Raw genomic sequence first — 22407 nt, forward strand, 5'->3', positions numbered from 1 at the left:
TATTTTCATTATTCATGCAGTTTCCAGGTTCCCTTTTCAATTTCGTAGATTTTAGTTGTACTTTTTTTGTAACGTTCGTACGGTTCACCCGGCAGGAATGTACAGAAAAGCTGATCATATTCAGGAAGCAGTGCAGTAACACTCTGTCTTTTGTCAGGATCCAGTTCCAGCATTACATCGTCCATTAAAAGAACGGGCTTTTTTTCAGTGACATTTGTATAATAAATTGCCTGTGCTATTCGAAGCAAAATCGCAAGAAGACGCCTTTGCCCGGTTGAGGCGTTTGGAACAAAATTTTTTCCGCCACGTACAAAAACAATTCTATCTCTATGAGGGCCGCTCATCGTCGTCTGAATTACTTTGTCCATCTCACGTTTTTGCTGCAAAATTAAAAGAGCTTTTTGTACAGTAACTGCTTCATTTTCTTCAGTTTTCCAGCTTGGAACATATTTAATGGAAACACCGTCTATTCCTGTAATCTGTTCATAAAGCTTTCCAAAAATCTGGTTAAACTTAAAAATAGTGTCACTACGCTTTTTTTGGATTTCAATTCCATCCTGAGCAATCTGCTGATCAAAAATATCAAGCATGTCATAATTTTTTTCTTTAAGTGAAAGATTACGGCTTTTAAGAATTTTTTTATAACGGCGGTTCAAATCAATATAAAGAACATCATACATCGAAAGACACTGATCAATAAAAAAGCGCTTTTTTTCAGGTTCGCCCGTGGCATAATCCAAATCATCATGACAAAAAAGCACACAGGGCATAGTATTTATCAATTCTTTACGGTCTTTAATTGTTTTGCCGTTTTTTTCGATTCTCTTTTTCTGATTTTCGTATGTAAAAAAAAGGCTGGCTGTATTTCCATTTTCTTCACGATACAATGTTTTTACACTGAAAACCTTTTCACCTTCTTTTAGTATTTCTGCATCAGAGCGGGTCCTGAAAGAATTTCCGTATGCAGAAAAATAAATAGATTCAAGAAGATTGCTCTTTCCCTGACCGTTTTCGCCGACAAAATAAACCTCCTTTGAAAGAAGGTCAATTGTTTTGCTTTCGAGATTACGATAGTTTACAAACGAAACAGAAAGGACTGGCATATGTAACTAAAATACCTTATCATTTTTTTCAAAATGAATAAATAGAGGATAATATAATGAAAAAATATATTTCATTTTTTGCAGTTTTTCTTATTATTTGCAAAACCATTTTCTCAGAATCAATATCACCAGAACTTCTAGAAAAAGTTAAAACTACCGGTGAATTACAAAATGTTTTCTTAAATAATGAAGAAATAAAACTAACGTTAGTTCCAAATACTGAACTTTCTTCGCTTGCCATAACTCACTGGAATAATTCAGAAAAACCAAGACTTACAACTGAAAAGCTTTTTTATCTTAATAAACAAACTCTCGGTAGTTTACCATCAATCGAAAAAGTTTCAAAAGTAATCCGTTCAATATCAACCATGAAAGGAACACAATATTATTCACACCGACATAAAAAATGGGAAACTCTTTATCATGAAGCCTACTTAATTAAATCACCGGAAGACAAAACTAAAATCGAAGACCAAACGAACGGTAGTTCCGAAGGTAAAATTCTTTACTGCATGCAGGATGACAATTCTTTTGGAAAATGTTATTACTCGCTTGAATATCATGAACGATCAGATGAGGTCAGTGTTTGCTTTGACAACTTCGAACCTCTGAAATTCGGCATCATTACAGCTGCAAAATCACACAATATTAAAATTAATCTCGTAATTAAAGATGAAGACGAATATTTTCTGGTTTATTTGATTGTTCAGGCTTATTATCCGAATATTTCTCTACTTGAAAATAAAATGATTGATTCTTTTAATGCCCGTGTCGATTCCATTTACAAATGGTTTGTTTCTCAAATGGAAAAATAATCATAAGTCTTTTATATAGAAACTTTTTCATATATTCGGTATATTTTATCAAAAGTGAGGAGTTATATGAAAAAACTTTTTTTTGCAGCAATCTTCGCATCGCTGGCAATATCTTTTGGAGGATGTAAATCAATGGATAAAGAATTAAACGCAATCAAAGGCAAAGACGGACTTTTTGCTATTATGGAAACAAGCAAAGGTTCCATTGTTCTTGAACTTTTTTACAAACAGACACCACTTACTGTTACTAACTTTGTTGGCCTTGCAGAAGGCACTCTTGATGCTGCTAAAGGTAAACATTTTTATGATGGACTTACATTCCATCGCGTAATAGCTGATTTTATGATTCAGGGTGGTGATCCTGAAGGTACAGGCCGTGGCGGTCCAGGATATCGCTTTGCTGACGAATTTGATCCAAGCCTTAATTTCGATAAACCAGGTTATCTTGCAATGGCAAATGCCGGTCCTGGCACAAATGGCAGCCAGTTCTTTATCACACATGTTCCAACAGAATGGCTCAATCAAAAACATACAATTTTTGGTCAGGTTGTTAATGAAGAAAGCCAGAAAGTAGTAAATGCTGTTCAGCAGGGTGACAAAATCGTAAAACTTACTATTGTGCGTCAGGGTGATGATGCTAAAAACTTTACTGCAACACAGGCTGATTTTGACAAACACGCATCACAGACAAAAGAAAAAGCTGCAGAACGTGCAAAACTTGCAGCAGCAGCAAAAATAAAAGAAGTTGAAGAAAAATTCCCTGGCTTCGAAAAAGATTCAAACGGAATTTATTATAAAACAAAAAAAGCCGGTTCTGGAAACAAAATCGGTGGAAAACGAGCTGTTGCTGTTGAATACAAAGGATATTTTGTAAATGGACAGGTATTCGATCAGTCAAAAGGCCGTGGTCCTTTGGAATTTACAACAGCAGGCGGTCAGATGATTCCAGGTTTTGATATAATGGTACAGGATATGAAACTTGGTGAAAAACGAACAATTGTACTTCCACCAAGTCAGGCTTATGGCGAAAACGGCATTCCTGGTGTTATTCCAGGAGGTGCTTATCTGGCATTTGATATTGAACTTACAAAAGTTAAAAACTAAAAGAACTGATTTTATTTCCCTGCACTTCTAATTAGTGCAGGTTTTTTTTATTTTTCGAGCTTATTTAATTCTTTTTCGAACTGTCTTTTTTCAATTTCTTTTGCAGGCCGGTATAGAATAAGAATATTTCCTATAAGGCGAACAAATACGGCTTCTGCTTTCTCAGCAATTTCTTTACTTAAATCCCGTTTTTCTTCTTTAAATTCATTGAACTTAATTTTAATAAGCTCATGCTCATCAAGAAGCCTTGAAATTTGTAAAATTTGATTTTCTGTGACGCCAGCACCACCAATCTGAACCAGAGCGTTCAAAGGCTGGGCGTTTTTCTCCAAAAATTTTCTCTGTTTTGCATTAATTTCCATAAAAGTTATTATAATTTTTCTGCCGTTAAAAAACAACTGTTGAGAATATCTGCTTTTTTCTATATAATAAAACATTGTCATGCTGAATATAATTCAGCATCTTTAAAAAACGAGGAAACTATGCCAAAAATTGAAGTAAACGAAAAACTGTTTTTTAATCTTCTTGGAAAAAAATACGACTATGACACGCTTGAACGAAAACTTGTCTGCGGAAAGGCTGAACTTGATGAAAAACCGGATATGAGTGCCAGCGAAGCAGAACGTGTCATCAAAATCGAATTAAACGATACAAACCGCCCGGATTTGTGGTCTTGTGGTGGTGTAGCACGTCAGCTCCGGCTTCACGAAGGAGCAAAACGTTCTGATTATTCAAAATTCATTTCAAAAGCAGGTAAAATTCTTGATACTGCAAACCGAACAATCACTGTCGAAAAAGAACTCAAAGATGTACGCCCTTTCATGGTAAGTTTTGTTATTTCAGGCAAACCTATTGACGATCCGATGCTCAAAGACATAATCCAGACTCAGGAAAAACTCTGCTGGAACTTTGGCCGCAAACGAAAGTCAATTTCAATGGGCGTTTACCGCATGAGCGAAATCAAATGGCCGTGTCACTACAAGGCAGTTGATCCGGATAAAACTTCATTTGTTCCGCTTGCCTGCGATGCTCCTATGACCTGCCGCCAGATTCTTACAGACCATCCAAAAGGAAAGGATTTCGGCTGGATTCTCGAAGGGCTTAAAAAATTCCCGCTTCTCACTGATGATAAAAACGAAGTGCTTTCAATGGCACCAATCATCAATTCAGCAACTCTGGGCGCCGTTCAGGTTGGAGACAAAGATTTAATGGTCGAACTTACAGGCGACAACATGGAAAACCTCATCCTTGCAGCAAACATCGTTGCCTGTGACTTCCATGACGCAGGATATGAAATCCTGCCTGTCAAAGTTGTTCATCCATATGAAACAGGCTTTGGTAAAGAAATAACCGTTCCTTTCTATTTCCAGAAATCAACAAAAGCTACTTTGGCTGCAATCAACAAAAAACTCGGCTGCGACCTTACAAAAGAACAGGTTCTTGATGCGCTCACCCGCATGGATAACGATGTAGAAGCTAAGGATATTCCAACCACAGAAAAAACTGAAAAATACTGTAAAGCAAACAAAAGCGATGTCGAATTCACTCTTCAGCCGCCTCCATACCGCAACGACTTCCTTCATGAAGTTGACGTTATCGAAGATGTTATGATTGGACTTGGCTTAGACTTCTTCAAACCACAGCGGCCAAACGATTTCACAGTCGGAAAACTTTCTGATGTAACACTTTTCAGCCGCAAAGCAAAAGAAATCATGGTTGGTCTTGGCTATCAGGAAATGATTTTCAACTACCTTGGAAGTAAGCGCGACTATATCGACCGCATGAATATCAAAGCAGATGGTGTAATTGAAATTTCAAACCCAATGAGTGAAAATTATCAGTTTGTGCGCCCCTCAATAATTGCATCATTACTTCGTGCCGAAAGTGCCGCTGCAAACGCAATCTTCCCACACAAAATTTTCGAAATCGGTAAAGTTGCATTCCTCGATGAAAGCGAAAATACCGGTACAAAAACAATTCAGTCGCTAGGCTTCATGACAGCTGCTAACAACGCAAACTTCAATGACTTGGCATCAGAAGTAAGTACCGTACTCTACTACCTCGACCACAAATACGAAGTCAAAGAAGCAAATGACCCGCGTTTTATCACAGGCCGTCAGGCTGCAGTTATCGTAAACGGCAAACAGGTCGGAATCTTCGGTGAAGTTAATCCGCAGGTTCTTGAAAACTGGCAGATTTCAGTTCCTTGTGTTGCCGGCGAAATTGACCTTGAAGATTTAATGTAAAAAAAAGCCCCACTGAATGTGGGGTATTTTTATGACTAACCAGAAAATCAATTATCAAAAACAACTCGAAGAAATACTCAAAAAAATTGAAAAAGAAAGAACGGTAAATTCAAATTCCAATAAGCCGACACTCCTTCTGCATGCCTGCTGTGGACCATGTTCCTCGTATGTCATTGAATATCTTGCACAGATTTTTGATATTACTATTTTTTATTACAATCCGAATATTCATCCTCGAAATGAATACATTCGGCGTCTCGAAGAATTAAAGAAATTTCTTGCTTGTTTCCCAGAAGCCACAAAGAATTCCGTTAAGCTTGTCATAGATGAATATAATCCTGAAGATTACTATAAAGCAACTAACGTTCGTTCTGAAATTAATTTACAAACCGAACCAGAAAAAGGGGAACGCTGCCGTCGTTGTTATAAATTCCGCATGGAGAAAGCTTACAAATACGCATGTGAACACAACTATAACTGGTTCACAACCACTTTAAGTATAAGCCCTCACAAAGACAGTGAAAAAATCAACACGATTGGCTACGACCTGGAGCACATGAATTTTTCTAAAATAGCATTAGAAAAACATCTAACAAACGATAGTTTGAATATCATTTCATGTACAAAATTTCTCCCTGCAGATTTTAAGAAAAAAGGCGGCTTTTTAAGAAGTACACAATTAAGCGATGAATACGGTTTGTGGAGACAGGACTATTGCGGCTGTGTCTTTTCAATGAGAGATTCTACTTCTGAACGGGTTAACGGCGTATTCTCATCATAAGCCTTTTTATTAATTTCAATCTCATCATAAGACCAGAGTTTCCCCTGCTTATTATTAATTCCGGGACAATCTTTTGAACATTCTTCCCAAGTTTTTTTGTCTTCAATCATCCAGGACCAGAAGGGATATGTAGAACACTGTATCGGCCGTGCTTCATAACATGAACACCCGTTTTCCCAGAGAATACAGTCATAATTCTTTTTTTCGCGAAGAGCCAGAACCTGCTCTCCGTGATAATAATCAGCCCAGCGGCAATAAACTTCTACAAATTCTTTTACAGGCATTTTCAGATAATTAATTAAAGAATCAAGATCCCGTTTTGAAAGATAAACAAACCCAGGAGAATGCCCGCAGCAAAAAGAACATCTCTGACATCCGAAATAAAGTCCATTTTTATAAAATTTATCATTCATTACCTCGAATATATCAGAAAAAAATCATTATATCAAACAGATGTATATAGTCAAAAACCACAAAGAATGTTAAAATATGCTAAATATTTCATAATTATTCTTATGTTTTATCCGGAGTGTTTATGCTTAAAAAATTTTTTTTGATTTTATTTTCATTTATTTCCGTATCAGCTTTTTGTGAAAAAAAAGTAGAAACAACGACAATTGATAATATCAATTCAATTGAAGTTGCTTGTGACACAGAAACAAGTATTCTTGAACTGACTGTTTTTTCTTCAAATTCTGATACCTATGATCAGGGATTTGTTGACCAAATATTGTCTGAAAATCTTGAAGAAGCACTTGAAAATTTTGGATTTTCAAATGCAAAACTTCTGATTACTACAGTCAATTCAAAAGACAAAGGCGGAAAATTCACATCACTTTACAAAAAATATAAATTAGACTGATTAATTAAAACAGGCTGTCAGTGTTTTAAAACTCTGGCAGCATTTAATACTGCTAAAATACAAATTCCAACATCACCAAAAACTGCCAGCCACATATTTCCAAATCCAAAACTATTTAACATCATAATCAGGACTTTAGCACCTATTGAAAGATAAATATTCTGATAAACAGCCCGCATTGTTCTTCTTGAGATTTTAATTGCTTCCGGCAAGCGGCTTAATCTGTCATCCATAATGACAACATCTGCTGCTTCAATTGCAGCATCACTTCCAAGAGCACCCATTGCAATTCCAACATCAGCCCGCGCAAGAACGGGACTGTCGTTTATTCCGTCACCAACAAAAACTGTAGATTTTTTTGAACCTCTTCTATTTTTCTGAGAATTAAAAATTATTTCTTCAAGTTTTTTTACTTTATCTTCCGGCAGTAATTCAGCGTAAACTTTATCAATTCCTAAATTGTCTGCCACAAACTTAGCTGACATCTCTACATCGCCGGTAAGCATAGCTGTAGATTTAATACCGAGTTTTTTAAGACTAACTATCGTCTGTTTGGACTCTTCCTTTTCAGAATCAGAAATTACAATATTTCCTGCATACACACCATCAATTGCAATATGAACAACAGTTCCAGCAATGTCCTGTCTAATTTTAAAATAATCCTCAAACCCTCTAACCGACTCAGATTCCATAAGTTTAGAATTACCGGCAAGCACAGTCTTTTCATCAACTACCGAGCGTATGCCAAATCCAGAAATCTCTTCAGGTTCAAGAATTTTTAAGGCATCACATAAAACACAATGGTGAGCTTTCTTTAATGAAACCGATATAGGATGATTTGAATAACATTCAGCATGAGTTGCAATTGCAAGAAGTTCTTCAGGGTTCATACCATTTACAGGATTAACAGCAAAAACATCAAAAATTCCTTTCGTAAGCGTTCCAGTTTTATCAAAAACAACTGTTTTAGCTTTAGAAAGAAGTTCAATAAAATTTGAACCTTTTATTAAAACACCGGCTTTAGATGCAGCCCCTATCCCACAGAAAAACGCAAGAGGAATAGAAATCACAAGTGCACACGGACAGGAAACAACAAGAAATGTAAGCGCTCGATAAATCCAAACCGAAAAACCATAGTTTTCTGAATCAGCAAACAGTTCAGGGAAAAATACTTTTAAAACGAATGGCGGTAAAACTGCAACTAAAAGAGCTGCAAAACAAACAATCGGTGTGTAAACTTTTGCAAATCGGGAAATAAATTTCTCTGATTTAGATTTCACTTCAGCTGCTTCCTGTGTAAGTGTCAGAATTCTTGAAACAGCACTTTCACCGTAAAGTTTCGTAACCTGTATTTTAATCAAACCAGTTTTATTTACAAATCCAGCTAAAACCTCATTTTTGTTTGCAGAAGAAACTTCTCCTGGAACACTTTCGCCGGTCAAAGCTGAAGTATCCACAAAAGATTTTCCTTCAATAACTATGCCATCTAATGGAATTCTTTCACCAGCTTTTACAATAATTATATCACCAGCTTTAACAGATTCTGGAGAAACAATCTGCTCTTTTCCATCATTAAATAATGATGCCTTATCAGGACGAATATTCATAAGAGCAGAAATAGAGTTACGGGAACGGTCAACTGCATAATCCTGAACAAATTCACCAATGTTGTAAAAAAGCATGACAGCAACAGCTTCAGCATATTCACCAACAAATATAGCCCCCACCGATGCCACACTCATTAAAAATTCTTCTCCAAAAATATTTCCATTATGAATATTTTTTACAGCTCCCTTTAAAACATCTCTACCACAAATCAAATACGAAGCAAGGTAAAGGAGCCCATAAACATAATTTTTATAGTCAAAAGAAAAAATTGAAGTGTGCTCTATCAAAAGTGCAACAATAAATAAAATGAGTGAACCAACAATTTTTTTTAATGGAGAATTGTCTTCTTCATGATTATGTTGTGAACCACAATGTTCACAGCTGCAATGAATATGTGAGCCAAAATTATGCTCATGTTCAACAGAATTTTCCTTAAAGTTCATAGATTTCATCTCCTTTTATTCCTGAATATGCTCTAATCCCATATTCAAAATCTTCGAAACATGTTCGTCACTTAAAGCATAAATCATGGATTTTCCTTCACGCCTATATCGAACTAGGCCGTTAGTTTTTAGAATTCTCAATTGATGACTTATTGCACTCTGAGTCATCTGCAGTTCATCAGCTAAATCTCCAACAGCCAGTTCTTTATCTAAAAGCGCAAAAAGAATCTTTATTCTAGTTGAATCACCAAAAATTTTAAAAAGCTCTGAAAGATCACAAAGTAAATCTTCAGAAGGCAAAGAGTTCATTTTATCATTTGAATAATTGTTCATATGTTAATAATATGACCAGATTACACTTTCGTCAAGTTAAATTTTATTTCAAAAATATATAGAAAAAGAAATAAAAATAATTAATAATGACAGGCGAATTTAAATAACAATTTTAAAAAAGGAGTCCTAAACCATGGCATACAAAATTTTTATTGATGGAAAAGAAGGAACCACAGGCCTTAAAATTTACGAACGTTTTGAAAACCGTAAAGATATCGAGATTCTTTTAATTGATGATGAAAAACGCAAAGATCCGGCTGAGCGTGCAAAAATGATCAACGCTTCGGACTTCACTTTCCTCTGTCTGCCGGATGCGGCTTCTATTGAGGCAGTTTCGCTCTGCACAAATCCAAAAGTAAGAATTATCGATGCTTCAACGGCTCACCGCACAAATCCTGACTGGGCTTACGGCTTTCCTGAACTTTCAGCCGAACACCGCGCAAAAATTGAAAAGTCTAACCGTGTCGCAGGGCCCGGCTGCTATGCTTCAGGCTTTGGAGCAATCGTTTTCCCTCTCGTAAAGCATGGTATCATTTCTCCTGACTATCCTGTCGTGTGCCATGCTGTTTCAGGTTATTCTGGAGCCGGCAAAAAAGCCATCGCGCAGTACGAGGATCCGAACCGCAATTCTGAGCTTGATTCTCCACGCCTCTACGCGCTCACACAGGAGCATAAGCATCTTCCTGAAATGATGAAAGTTTCCGGCCTCAACTACAAGCCGATTTTCAATCCTTATGTCTGCGATTATTTCCAGGGAATGACCGTTACGGTTTCACTCCACGCACGACTTCTCGAAAAAAAGCTCGCCGCAAAAGAAATCGCTGAAGTTTTCAAGGAGCACTATGACGGCTGCCGTTTCGTAAAAGCAGCTGACTTCATGGGCGAAGGAATCCTTACCGAAAGCTTTATCCCGGCAAACACTCTGGCGGGCACAAACAACATGCAGATTTTCGTCTGCGGCAACGACGAGCGAATCGTAATCACAAGCCGTTTCGACAACCTCGGCAAAGGTGCCAGCGGCGCGGCAGTCCAGTGCATGAACATCATGATGGGAATCGATGAAGGAACGGGACTATAACCCTTTTAGGTTTTTCATCCGATAATCAAAGATATAGGAAAATTTTACATGGACGAAAAACCAATCTTAGAAAAAGCTGAAAGAATTCGCGATGTTATCCGCTATATCAAACGCTTCAAAAATGCTGCTGTTGTAATTCATCTTGATGACGATATTATTGATTCACCTTTATTTGTCAGCCATATCCGCGACATTGCATTAATTCATCAGGCAGGGCTTCGGGTGATTATAGTTCCCGGAGCACGAAAGAAAATTGATGAAGCTCTTTCACAAAAAGGAATTTCATGGACTTACAAAAACGGCTGCAGGATTACTCCTAATGAAGCAATTCCATTAATCCGTAATGCAGCTTTTGATGCAGCAAATGTTGTTATGACAAGCCTTGCGGGCGAAAATCTTACAGCTGTAATTGGAAACTGGGTTCGTGCAAGAGGCAAAGGTGTATTAGCCGGAGTAGATTTTGGAACAGCAGGTGAAATAGATAAACTTGATGATTCCACAATTCAATCTGTTCTAGACAATGGGTTCATCCCAATTTTTCCATGCATCGGCTGGAGTTTAAATGGAAAGCCATATAATATTTCTTCTTCTCACCTTGCCGCTCAAATTGCAACACATCTAAAAGCGGATAAACTTTTCTTTATGCTTCCAGACGCGGAACTTTCGAAAGATTCTTTTTCAATTCCAGCTGATTTAGGAATTTCTCCAGAAGGCTGCATACCAGCCATGAATATTGATGAAGTTGATGAATTTTTAAAGCTTAATAATTTAGAAAAAGATTCAAAATCAATTGTATCTCAGCAAACGTCATCGACTAAAGGAAAAATATTATCATTACTTGAACTTGCAAAAAAAGCTGTTGAACAAGGCGTTACGCGAGTACACATTCTAAATGGTTCAATAGAAGGAACTCTACCCTGTGAAATTTTCAGTGATTTAGGTTCTGGAACAATGGTTTATGCTTCAAATTACGGAAAATTCAGAGCAATGAGAAGAGAAGATATTTCAGCAGTTCTTTCACTAATAAGACCATTTGTAAAAAAAGAAATTCTTCTGCCTCGTACAGAGCAGCAAATGGAATCTGAATATAATGACTTTATTGTCTATGAACTTGATGGTGCTATACGAGCATGTGCAGCTCTTCACATTTATGACCGCTCACAAGCAGAAATCGCTGCAGTTGCTGTAGACGAAAACTGCACTCATATAGGCGTAGGTCCCAAAATGATTGAATATCTGATAGAAAAAGCAAAAACAATTTCAATCGAAAGTGTATTTATTTTAACAACCCAAACTGCTGACTGGTTTGAAAAACAAGGTTTTTTACCTGATAGAATAGATTCTTTACCGGATAAGAGACGTGAAAAATGGAGTCCACAACGAGGATCAAAACTATTCCGGCTAAAACTACTATAAATTACAAAAACCTTTTAAATCCACAAACTAACGTATGTCATTATTTAAATCCAGTGAATTAAAGTATTATTCACTGGATTTTTTTTATAATTTTGATTTTTCATTCACAAATCTAGTTGTCGTTAGGTAGGTTTTTAAAACTTCAGCATCCTAAAATCAAAAACCGCACTATCGCTAGTGTGTAAATATTAAGCATTTATCCACAATCTATTAACAATTTGTGGATAAATCACTGCATTATTGTTTCACATGAAACAATGTTTTACATCTAGTTTATCCACATTTTGTGTATAAACTGTGGATAAATAAAGACACAAGTTTCGATAAAAATACAATTAGATTACTATTTTTTCTTTTCTAAAACATAGAACCTATTTTTAAAATTAAACATAAACAATAAAAAAACTGTTTCATATGAAACACAATAATAATTACTTAAGTTTTAACACCCAGAAAGAAAAGAAAGACAATAAAATAAACACAAAGATAAAAAACAAAATAAAAACAGCTTTTAAAAATAATTGAATTTTTTGATGTACTTTTGGAAAAAGCATTTTTCCTATTATCAAATTTAAAACTGAAAAGATAATAATATACAAAATAATTGAAAATTTATAAAAAGTACCATTAGTTGCCAGCTGCCAAAAATACAACAGAACTCCTAAAATAGTTCCGAATAATGTAAGAATTATTATTTTCATAAACACACAACAATTTAAAAGAGTATATCACACTGGTCTGTTAAACAATCAAAATAACGTTTCACATGAAACATCATAATCTTTATTTATAACAAAAAGTAAAACTAAAATGAAACAGTATGTTTCACATGAAACTTATTAAAATAAAAAAACCGTAGAGACTTATTAAGTCTCTACGGTCGCCTGATGGTTCTTCAATCACTGATATGAACGAAAAGAAATGTGATTGACTTCACTACCAAAAATCCCCGTTTTTATTGTATATTACAAACAAACTTTTGTCAGTAGAAAATTGTTATTTTAAACAAAAAAATTTATAAAAAATGTTTCATATGAAACATCTATCCATTTCAAAGTATACTTAAAAATATCAAAAATTATTACCTATCGTTAGTGTATTTTTAATTTAAAATCAAGAAATTACTGGCAAAAACTTTCTTTGCAATATATAATTAAAGTATTAAAATTTATTTTTAAAAAGGAGAAAATATGTTAACAAATATAAAATCTCTTAAAAATTATCTCGTAGATGTTCTAAAAATACCTGAAAAAAGCATTGAAATTTATAATAAAGACGGCAGTATTCCAGGACCAAATAAAAGTCTTCCTGCATTCCTAAAAGATGAATATGGTATTGAAAATGCTGATGTAAAAGAAGGTCTTAAAAAAACAGCTTCTTTTAACGACAGTGTAACAGATATCATTGAAAGAATCGAAAAACTCTGCAATATTCCGGCTGCATGTATAAAATTCCTTGATGAAAAAGGAAATCCACTTAACGGCAACACTCACATCGATACAGTGAGAAAAAATTTCGCCTAAATACAAATCATGTTCAAAACCCCACCTAATTATTCATCGCTGGCAGAAGCTCTCGTCTCCCTTTTTGGAACGTCTATTTCTATTGTACATACAGACAGACTTTCTGGAGGAGACATAAACAAAGCTTATGCCCTCACGCTTTCAAATGGAAAAAAGATTTTTATGAAAGCGAATGCCAAAGAAAATGCGTCATTTTTTACGGCAGAATCTTTAGCACTTTCGGCGATTGAATCAACCAAAACAATTAAAACGCCAGAAATTCTTTGCACGGGAACAGAACCAGGCGAAGAGGTCGGATATTCTTTTCTTTTTCTGGAATATATCGAATCTTCACAAAAAATCAAAAACTATTGGGAACTTTTCGGACGTGAACTTGCTGACCTTCATAAAGCAAATACAAAGCGATTTACCAGTGGAAAAAAATTCGGATTTTTGCAGGACAATTTCATCGGAGCAAAACCTCAGAAAAATGTAGATTCCGACAGTTGGGTAGATTTTTTCAGAGATTCAAGACTCGCCCCAAAATTTAAAAACACAGATTCATTTTTTGATGAAAATGACCGCAAAAAAATCACGAAACTTCTCGATCATCTAGGCGATTTTTTAGTTGAGCCAGAAAGCCCCTCACTTTTGCACGGAGATTTATGGAACGGAAATGTGATGTGCGGCTCAGATGGCAAAGCATGGCTGATAGATCCTGCAAGTTATGTCGGTCACTGTGAAGCAGACCTTGCAATGACCGAGCTTTTCGGAGGTTTCCCGAAAGAGTTTTACAAAGCCTACAAAGAAGCAAATCCACTGCAAACTGGCTACGAAGAGCGCCGGGATTTGTACAATCTCTATCATCTTTTGAACCATCTGGAAATGTTCGGAAGCGGTTATTTAAATGCTGTGAAGTCGATTCTAAGAGAGTATATGTGATAAAAAAACCGTGCATCACTGATGATACACGGCCTTTTTTAAGATTAGATTAACTCACAAAAATGGTATTGGTAGTTGAGCCCTACAGGATGTAGGGTTAAAGCTAAGAGAGAATTTCTGAAAAAAATTCTCGTACGAATCAGAAAATCCAAGGATGGATTTTCTGTTCGAGTTACTCTTTTTCCTGAACTACACTGTCAAATCCGACAACATAATCCGGCGAATCAATATTAATGACTCTTGTTCCGCTCGCTCCCCTACCCTGCTTTGAAACAGTTGAAGCTTTTATTCGGAGGGTTTTTCCCTGACCTGTCATACAGATTACTTCAGCATCTTCTGAAACGGCAATTGTTCCTACAATTTCGCCTTTATTGTCTGTATTGCCGAAGATTCGCTGACCGCCGGTTCCTCGTCCGTGCTGACCGAATTCTTCGAAATCTACGCGCTTTCCAATGCCTTTTTCAGTGATTACAAGAGCATCTTTTCCTTCTTCGACACAGATTGCAGCGGCAAGTTCATCACCTTGAGAAAGCCTGATTCCAGTTACACCGGAACTTGCACGACCCATCGGCCTTACATCTTCTTCATTTATGCGGAGTGCCTGACCTCTACGTGTGACTAGCATAACTTCATGATTACCACTAGTCAAAATAGAAGATACTAATTTGTCGCCATCCTTAAGTTTGATTGCGATTACGCCACGTGTTTTTGCATTTGCGAATTCAGTAATCTGACACTTTTTAACAATACCGTTTGCAGTTGCCATGAAAATGTACAAATCTTCACTGAATTCTTTCATCGTGACGATTGTCGTGATTTCTTCATCAGCTGAAACCTGGAGCAGCGACTTAACGCTTGAACCTCGGCTTGATCGGCTAGACTCTGGAATCTCGTGGACTTTAATCCAGTAAGCCTTTCCTTCGTTTGTAAGGAATGTGATGTAAGATTTTGTCGTAGCAATGAAAATCTGATTGATGTAATCGTCTTCGATTAAGTTTGCGCTCAGGCTTCCCTTTCCGCCACGACTCTGTGCCTTGTACAGTGTGAGCGGAACTCGTTTGATGTAGCCCATCTTTGAAATCATTACGACGACTTCTTCTTCTTTAATCATGTCTTCTGTGTTGATTTCTTCGACTTCATCAGCAACGATGTCAGTTTTTCGATCATCGCCGTATTTGTCAGCAAGTGCGTTTGTCTCGTCTTTGATAAGAGCAAGAATTTTTTCATGATGAGCGAGCAAATCTTCCAGGTGATCAATCAAAGCCTGCAGTTCGCGGATTTCTTTTTGTAAATCCTCGATTTGCAAATGTGTGAGGCGTTTGAGCTGCATGTCAACGATTGCCTGTGCCTGCTCGTCGTCAAAATTGAATCTTTCTTCCAAACGGAGCTTAGCCTGTTCGGTTGTGTCGCTTCCTCGGATAATCTTGATTACTTCGTCGATGTTGTTGATTGCGGTAATCAAAGCCTGCAGGATGTGCATTCGGTGCTTTGCGACTTTCAAATCATAAATCGTTCGGCGTGTAATTACCTCGTCACGGTGATTTACGAAATACTGAATGAGCTGCTTTAAGTTGAGAATCTGCGGCTTTAAATAAACATCCGGCAGAGTGAGCATTCCAGGCTCGTCATAGCGAACGCCAGAATCTTTGTTCACAGGAACGAGAGCAAGATTGATTACACCGAAATTTGACTGAAGCTCTGTCTTTGAGAAAAGCTGGTTCAGAACGATTTTTGTGATTGCGTTCTTTTTGAGTTCGACGACAAGACGCATACCAACGCGGTCTGAAGTCTCATCGTTTGCATCAGCAATTCCTTCGATGATTTTGTCATCTTTGAGCTGGTTGATTTTCTTGATGATGTTTGTTGTGTTTACGCCGTACGGAACTTCGGTAAAGACGATTTTTTCGTGTCCGCGCTTGTCAGTTTCAATAGTGAATTTTGAGCGAATTGTGATTTTGCCTCGTCCTGTACGGTAAGCCTTTTTGATTCCCTCACGGCCGTAAATGATGCCGCCTGTTGGGAAGTCAGGGCCTTTGATGTGCTTCATGAGCTCATCGATTGAAATCTCTGGATTGTCGATGTAAGCCGCAATTGCAGAAGCAACTTCACGAAGGTTGTGGGTCGGCATGTTTGTAGCCATACCGACGGCGATACCAGTCGTGCCGTTACAAAGAAGGAACGGAAAATTCGCCGGAAGAACGGCAGGCTCTTTCGTGGTATCGTCAAAGTTCGCCACCATATCGACCGTGTTCTTTGAAATGTCAGAAACCATCTCTTCGGTGATTTTTGACATCTTCGCCTCGGTGTATCGGTAAGCAGCCGGCGGATCACCAGCAATCGTACCGAAGTTTCCCTGAGGAGTTACAGTCGTATATCTTTGGGCAAAATCCTGACCCAGGCGGACAAGGGCATCATAAACAGAAGCGTCACCATGCGGATGATAGTGACCCAAAACTTCACCGACAATCGTAGCGCATTTTTTAGTCTTTCCGCCCGAAGCCAGGTGCAAAGTGTCCATGGCATACATGATTCGGCGGTGAACCGGCTTCAAGCCGTCACGGACATCAGGCAAGGCACGCTGAACGATAACCGACATTGAATAGTCGATGTAAGCCTGCTTAACTTCGTCCTCAATCGGAATTTTTATGACTGTTCCACCTTCTGCGGTTTTAATTTCTTCTAACATTTTATATTCCTAAAATTAAATATCCAGATTTGCGTAGCTTGAGTTGCTTTCGATGAATTCACGGCGCGGCTCTACTTCTTCACCCATACAGACAGTGAAGATTTTATCAGCGGCCTCAGCATCAGGAATCGTAACGACCCGCATCTTTCTGTGGGCAGGATCCATTGTCGTTTCCCAAAGCTGTTTTCCGTCCATTTCACCAAGACCTTTATAACGCTGAACATCAACCTTCTTTCGGGTCTCTTCATCGAATGCGGCAAGTGCTGCATCTCGTTCAGCATCAGAATAACAGTAAACCGGCTCTTTCTTTCCGTACTGGACTTTGAAGAGCGGAGGCATTGCAAGATAAACATAACCGTTTTCGATGAGCTGCGGCATGTATCGGAAGAAGAATGTGAGCAAAAGCGTGCGGATATGGCTTCCGTCGACATCAGCATCGGCCATGATGATGATTTTATGATAGCGGAGTTTTTCGATGTTAAAATCTTTTCCGAATCCTGTGCCCAAAGTTTTGATTACAGGGTCGAGTTTGTCGTTGCCCATTACTTTATCAGCACTGACCTTTTCGACATTGAGCATCTTTCCCCAGAGAGGAAGAATTGCCTGAGTCTTTGAGTCGCGGCCTTTCTTTGCAGAACCACCAGCCGAATCACCCTCGACTATGTAGACTTCGCAGATTTCAGGATTGTCCTTGATTGAACAGTCAGAAAGTTTTTCAGGCTTCTGGAAACCTGCACCTACGGTCTTTTTGCGGGTAGCTTCTTTTGCCTTTCGTGCGGCAATTCGGGCCATTGCCTCGCCGATTGATTTTTCGAGAACCCTTTCAAGAACAGTAGGATTCAATTCAAAGAAAATCGTGAGTTTTTCTTTTACGAGAGAATCGACGATTGTGCGGACTTCAGTGTTTCCGAGCTTGTCTTTTGTCTGACCGACGAATTCCGGCTCAGGAACCTTCATAGAAAGAACAGCAGCCAATCCAGCTCGTACATCTTCACCTGTGAGCTTTTCTTTTTTGTCTTCGCCAGGCTCGAATTTTCCGTCACGGTCAGGCATCTTCTTTTTCATTTTTTCGTTGCCATCAAGAGCTTTGTTCAAAACCCAAAGCAATGCAGTTCTGAAACCGTCAAGATGAGTACCACCGTCGCGGGTGTTGATGTCGTTTACATAAGTATGAATGTCTTCTGAATAAGAATCGTTGTACTGGAAAGCAAGCTCTGTAATTACATTGTCCTTTTCGCCGGTGATGTAAATCGGTTCTTCAGGATAATAAAATTTGCTCTTTTTGCCCTGATTGATTTCTTTTACGTAATGAACGATTCCGCCTTCGTATTTGAGTTCAAGGACTTTTGGAGTTTCAAGACGCTCATCGCGGAAATTGATTACGATTCCGCTGTTCAAGAAAGCAAGTTCTTTGAGACGCTGCAAAAGAGTGTCAAAATCGTAAGTTGTAGTTTCTGTAAAGATTGTTTTGTCGGCCTTCCAGCGGATTGTAGTTCCGTGTGCATCTGTGTCGCCAATCTGCTCAACTTTTGTGACAGGAATACCGCGCTCATACTTCTGACGGTAAATGTGACCGTCGCGCGAAATTGTAGCTTCAAGCCAGTCAGAAAGTGCATTAACGCAGGAAACACCGACACCATGCAGACCGCCCGAAACTTTGTAAGAAGATTTATCGAATTTACCGCCGGCATGAAGACGGGTCAAAACCAGCTCAAGGGCAGAAATTTTTTCGGTCGGATGAATGTCAACAGGAATACCTCGGCCGTTATCTTCAACACGGACAATATCGTCCTTTTCAAGTGCAACGGTAATTTCAGTACAATATCCTGCCATCGCTTCGTCGATACAGTTGTCAACCGTCTCATAAACAAGATGATGCAGACCTTTCGGACCTGTCGAACCAATATACATACCTGGGCGTTTACGAACAGCCTCAAGACCTTTTAAAACCTGAATATTCCCTGCCGAATAGTTAGCAGCCATTTTTATTTCCTTGTAATTTAAAGATTTATGAATTTAGATAAAAGACATGGAAAGACTTTTAGATGACTTATTATAGTAGATTTTTGAAAAAAAAACAAGGAAAGACGATATTATTACATAAACTTGTCCATTTTTTTATATAATAATATTATTAAAAAATGGATAAAATTCAGAATTTTTCAAACGCTTTAAATAAAGTTTCTTCACTACCAATATATCCATATCTTGATAAAATATGTTCAACATTAAAAGATTCCTTATCACATTTTTTAATACTTACAGCAGAAACAGCCTCTGGAAAATCAACTGTTCTACCAGTTTCGATTCTTGAAAATTTTGATGGAAAAATTTTAATGCTGGAACCTCGTCGACTGGCAGCATCATCTATTGCAGAAAGAATTTCTGATTTAATTGACGAAAAAGTTGGATCAACAGTCGGATATAGAATTCATCTTAATTCAAAAGTTTCAGAAAAAACCAGACTGGAAATTATTACTGAAGCAATTTTAATTAGAAAATTACAAAATGATCCGCTTTTAGAAGATATTAATGTTATCATTATTGATGAATTTCATGAAAGATCTATATTTTCAGATCTTGCACTTGCCTTTTTAAAAGAAACAATGAAAATACGCGATGATTTATATGTAATAATAATGAGTGCAACTATAAACTATCGTTCGTTAGAAAATTATTTATCAGATTCTTTTCACCCTTCTATAATGCAAATTTCTGGAAGGCAATTTCCTGTTGAAATTGAATATAAAAATAATATTTCAATGACTGAAGCAATATTTAAAGAAATTTCAAATAAAAACAATAAGATAAAATCTTTATTAGTTTTTTTGCCGGGAATTTTTGAAATAAAAAAAACTAAATCAGAAATTGAAGAATTAATTATACAAAACAATATAAAAGCTGAAATTTCAATTCTTCACTCATCAATATCTTTTGAAGAACAGAAGAAAATTCTTTCTCCAAAAACTGATTATTCCATTCCAAGAATAATTTTATCATCTTCAATAGCTGAAACATCTCTTACAGTACCAGATGTTAATTTAGTTATAGATTCTGGATTATGTCGTCTAAATAAAATGAATTTTTCATCAGGTATGGAACATTTAGTTACAGAAAAAGAAAGTTTATTCTCTGCAAATCAGCGTTCAGGCCGTGCAGGAAGAACTGAAAAAGGAAGATGTATCCGCCTTTGGGATAAAAATGAACCAAAAATAGAACAAACCCCACCAGAAATTCTAAGAACAGATTTAACAACTCTTGTGCTGGAATGTGTAAATTGGGGAGCATCAAATATTGATAAAATTGACTGGCTTACAAAACCTTCAGAATCTGCATGGAATTCCGCTAAATTTTTACTTGAAAAATTAGATTGCATAGAAATTAATAAAAATTCAAATGAAGAAATTATAAAAATAACAGAAAAAGGTAAAAAAATATTAACTTTAGGATTACATCCAAGACTTGCCTGTGCAGCTCTTTGCGGTGGAGCAGAATCAATTTTACCTTTTACAGAATATAAGAATAAAAGCAATGATTATAAAACAGCGTTTCTGAATGACTTAAAAAAAAGATTAGAATCAACAGGTTATAGGGAAAACAAAAATTCAAATTTTTTACTGGCTGGCTTTCCGGATAGACTTGCATTGCTTTATTCAAAAAATCATATTAACTGTGAAAAAGCAGAATATATTTTTCCTTCCGGTAGAACTGCATGGCTTTCCAGAGAAAACATTATTTCTAAAAACCTTAATGATTTTCCTGAATGGATTATTGCACCTGTTGCTGATGCTGGAGAAAAAACAGGTAAAATTTATTCATTTGAAATAATTTCTGACAAAGAAGTTTACTGCTTTTTAAAAAATCATGAAAAAAAACAAATAAAAACTGAATTTATAGAATCGGAAAACAATAAAGACTTTAAAAATATGTCGATAAAAAAAAGAGAAATAACTTCATATGGAGAAATAATTCTTAAAGAAAAAAATCTTTCCGTAGAATCAGATGATTTTGCGTTGGCAATTTGTGACAGTGTAATTAAAAAAGGATTAAAAATACTACCACTCGATAGCAAAATTGAAGAGTTTTTATTAAGAGCTGAATTTTATGTAGAAAATAGTTCAAAAAATTCACAGGAGTTAAAGAAAAAATTAAAATCGCTTGAAAAACTACCAGAAGTTTGGTTACGACCGTTCGTTAAGTCACAAAAAATCAACGCACTTGATGTTTATGAAGCTCTTTACTGGTATCTGGATGGAAATATAATTGACAGTAATGTCCCTGTTCAAATAACTCTCTCTAACGGTAAAAAAAGAAAAATAAAATATGAAAAAAAAGCAGACGGGACAATACAACCTGTTTTAGAAATAATAATACAGCAGATTTTTGGTGTTTTTGAAAATCCAAAAATTTTAGAAATACCTGTCCTTTTAAAACTTCTTTCTCCTGCTTCAAGACCTCTCCAGATTACTAATAATTTAGAGAATTTCTGGAATGGAGCATGGATAGAAATTTGTAAAGAAATGAAAGGAAGATATCCTAAACATAACTGGAATTACAAAATTATTTTAGATGAACAATAATTTTTATTCTGCACTCATTGGCATAAGAATGTTGAAGAAATCAGCAGCAGGTTCAGGTCTGAGTGTAACTGCACGCATAATTTCTGTAAATTCAAATGTAATGTACTCACTGTTCATAACTTTAAGTGGAGCATCAATATGTTTGTAATTCATAGAAATTAAAACTTCTTCACCATCATACTGACATGGAATTTCTTCCTTTGCGTCTCCCAAATCTGTTGATTTAGAAGTAATTGTAAGAACTCCAGGATTAAGATTGAAAATAATTCTTCCTGTTTTATCAAGCATGATTGAAATTCGTTTAAGTGCATCTACAAATTCAGTTTTTAATACCTTAAAATTGTGAGTCTGATTTTCTGGAATTACGCGGCTGTAATTTGGATATTGACCGTCAATTAAAGTTGCTGATAATTCATAATTAGCAAATTTAAAGAAAATCATTTTATCTACAATTGCGACTGAAATCTGACCTTCATCAGAAGAATGTTTTGCAACAATATTAAGAATTTTAGGATGAACAATAGCTGCAGGAAAATCCTGGACTCCAGAAAGAACAGGCTTTTCTGCATATGCAAGTCTTCTGCCATCAGTTGCTACAAGAACAAGTCTGTCTTCTTTTTTTTCGAAATAAACACCATTCATAAAGTATCTTGTTTCATCATCACTAACTGCAAAAGATGTCTGAGTAATCATTGATTTTAATTCTTTTGAAGGAAGCTCAAAAAATGAAACCTTTTCAGCAACTGCAATTTCAGGAAATTTATCCTGAGAAGTACAATTTAATTGATACTTAATCTTTTTAGTTGTATGACGAATAACAGCTGAAATAAGATTTTCTTTATCCTGTAAGAAGAATTCTATTTCACCTTCTGGAAGACCAGAAAGAATACTCATAAATTTATCACAAA

At 36.5% G+C, this 22407-nt stretch carries 18 protein-coding genes; 10 read left to right on the top strand and 8 right to left on the bottom strand.

Annotated features, from left to right (window positions below):
- Window positions 1-8: 8 nt before the first annotated feature.
- Window positions 9-1103, bottom strand: coding sequence for a DNA replication/repair protein RecF (gene recF, locus ACKI5B_RS05225; RefSeq protein WP_407426526.1), 1095 nt, complete (start codon window positions 1101-1103; stop codon window positions 9-11).
- Between the two features lie 56 nt (window positions 1104-1159).
- On the opposite strand from recF, the gene ACKI5B_RS05230 reads away from it, so the two are divergent.
- Both ACKI5B_RS05230 and ACKI5B_RS05235 read left to right on the top strand, forming a co-directional pair.
- On the top strand, window positions 1160-1918 hold the full coding sequence (locus tag ACKI5B_RS05230; protein ID WP_407426528.1) for a DUF6675 family protein: 759 nt from the start codon (window positions 1160-1162) through the stop codon (window positions 1916-1918).
- Between the two features lie 66 nt (window positions 1919-1984).
- Complete coding sequence (locus tag ACKI5B_RS05235) at window positions 1985-3022, top strand: peptidylprolyl isomerase (RefSeq protein WP_407426530.1); 1038 nt, start codon at window positions 1985-1987, stop codon at window positions 3020-3022.
- A gap of 47 nt (window positions 3023-3069) precedes the next feature.
- On the opposite strand, the gene ACKI5B_RS05240 is transcribed toward ACKI5B_RS05235, so the two are convergent.
- On the bottom strand, window positions 3070-3384 hold the full coding sequence (locus tag ACKI5B_RS05240) for a YhbY family RNA-binding protein (RefSeq protein WP_407426532.1): 315 nt from the start codon (window positions 3382-3384) through the stop codon (window positions 3070-3072).
- 120 nt (window positions 3385-3504) lie between these two features.
- Between ACKI5B_RS05240 and pheT the strand changes: the two genes are divergently transcribed.
- Both pheT and ACKI5B_RS05250 read left to right on the top strand, forming a co-directional pair.
- The gene (pheT, locus tag ACKI5B_RS05245; RefSeq protein ID WP_407426534.1) at window positions 3505-5268 is read left to right on the top strand and encodes a phenylalanine--tRNA ligase subunit beta; all 1764 of its coding nucleotides are present in this window, start codon (window positions 3505-3507) and stop codon (window positions 5266-5268) included.
- Window positions 5269-5299: 31 nt separating this feature from the next.
- Complete coding sequence (locus tag ACKI5B_RS05250; protein ID WP_407426536.1) at window positions 5300-6049, top strand: epoxyqueuosine reductase QueH; 750 nt, start codon at window positions 5300-5302, stop codon at window positions 6047-6049.
- Here ACKI5B_RS05250 and ACKI5B_RS05255 read toward each other — a convergent pair.
- The gene (locus ACKI5B_RS05255; protein WP_407426538.1) at window positions 5980-6462 is read right to left on the bottom strand and encodes a YkgJ family cysteine cluster protein; all 483 of its coding nucleotides are present in this window, start codon (window positions 6460-6462) and stop codon (window positions 5980-5982) included. The two genes, ACKI5B_RS05250 and ACKI5B_RS05255, sit on opposite strands and share 70 nt — an antisense overlap.
- 122 nt (window positions 6463-6584) lie before the next feature.
- Here ACKI5B_RS05255 and ACKI5B_RS05260 point away from each other — a divergent pair, with 122 nt between their 5' ends.
- Window positions 6585-6911: a hypothetical protein gene (locus ACKI5B_RS05260; RefSeq protein WP_407426540.1), complete on the top strand. Its 327-nt coding sequence runs from the start codon at window positions 6585-6587 to the stop codon at window positions 6909-6911.
- Between the two features lie 17 nt (window positions 6912-6928).
- Here the strand turns inward: ACKI5B_RS05260 and ACKI5B_RS05265 are convergent, their stop codons facing one another.
- Together ACKI5B_RS05265 and ACKI5B_RS05270 are read right to left on the bottom strand one after the other, a co-directional pair.
- On the bottom strand, window positions 6929-8962 hold the full coding sequence (locus tag ACKI5B_RS05265; protein WP_407426542.1) for a heavy metal translocating P-type ATPase: 2034 nt from the start codon (window positions 8960-8962) through the stop codon (window positions 6929-6931).
- 15 nt (window positions 8963-8977) lie between these two features.
- Window positions 8978-9295 (bottom strand): ArsR/SmtB family transcription factor, encoded by a 318-nt coding sequence (locus tag ACKI5B_RS05270; protein ID WP_407426544.1) that lies wholly within the window; start codon window positions 9293-9295, stop codon window positions 8978-8980.
- A gap of 133 nt (window positions 9296-9428) precedes the next feature.
- Here ACKI5B_RS05270 and argC point away from each other — a divergent pair, with 133 nt between their 5' ends.
- From argC to ACKI5B_RS05290, 4 genes are all read left to right on the top strand, one after another.
- The gene (gene argC / locus ACKI5B_RS05275; RefSeq protein ID WP_407426546.1) at window positions 9429-10373 is read left to right on the top strand and encodes an N-acetyl-gamma-glutamyl-phosphate reductase; all 945 of its coding nucleotides are present in this window, start codon (window positions 9429-9431) and stop codon (window positions 10371-10373) included.
- A 48-nt stretch (window positions 10374-10421) separates the two neighbouring features.
- Complete coding sequence (argA, locus tag ACKI5B_RS05280; protein ID WP_407426548.1) at window positions 10422-11789, top strand: amino-acid N-acetyltransferase; 1368 nt, start codon at window positions 10422-10424, stop codon at window positions 11787-11789.
- A 1190-nt stretch (window positions 11790-12979) separates the two neighbouring features.
- Complete coding sequence (locus ACKI5B_RS05285) at window positions 12980-13312, top strand: hypothetical protein (protein ID WP_407426550.1); 333 nt, start codon at window positions 12980-12982, stop codon at window positions 13310-13312.
- A 9-nt stretch (window positions 13313-13321) separates the two neighbouring features.
- Window positions 13322-14233 (top strand): fructosamine kinase family protein, encoded by a 912-nt coding sequence (locus tag ACKI5B_RS05290; protein WP_407426552.1) that lies wholly within the window; start codon window positions 13322-13324, stop codon window positions 14231-14233.
- Window positions 14234-14405: 172 nt separating this feature from the next.
- On the opposite strand, the gene gyrA is transcribed toward ACKI5B_RS05290, so the two are convergent.
- Complete coding sequence (gene gyrA / locus ACKI5B_RS05295) at window positions 14406-16919, bottom strand: DNA topoisomerase (ATP-hydrolyzing) subunit A (protein ID WP_407426554.1); 2514 nt, start codon at window positions 16917-16919, stop codon at window positions 14406-14408.
- A 15-nt stretch (window positions 16920-16934) separates the two neighbouring features.
- On the bottom strand, window positions 16935-18902 hold the full coding sequence (gene gyrB, locus ACKI5B_RS05300) for a DNA topoisomerase (ATP-hydrolyzing) subunit B (protein WP_407426556.1): 1968 nt from the start codon (window positions 18900-18902) through the stop codon (window positions 16935-16937).
- Between the two features lie 158 nt (window positions 18903-19060).
- Here gyrB and ACKI5B_RS05305 point away from each other — a divergent pair, with 158 nt between their 5' ends.
- Window positions 19061-21499, top strand: a complete 2439-nt coding sequence (locus tag ACKI5B_RS05305) for an ATP-dependent helicase C-terminal domain-containing protein (RefSeq protein WP_407426558.1) — start codon at window positions 19061-19063, stop codon at window positions 21497-21499.
- Window positions 21500-21502: 3 nt separating this feature from the next.
- Here ACKI5B_RS05305 and dnaN read toward each other — a convergent pair.
- Window positions 21503-22407 (bottom strand): DNA polymerase III subunit beta (gene dnaN / locus ACKI5B_RS05310; protein WP_407426560.1); only part of this gene is annotated, 905 nt, incomplete at its 5' end.

Origin of the sequence: Treponema sp. (genome assembly GCF_045657965.1) — a bacterium.
Classification (GTDB): Bacteria; Spirochaetota; Spirochaetia; order Treponematales; family Treponemataceae; genus Treponema_D.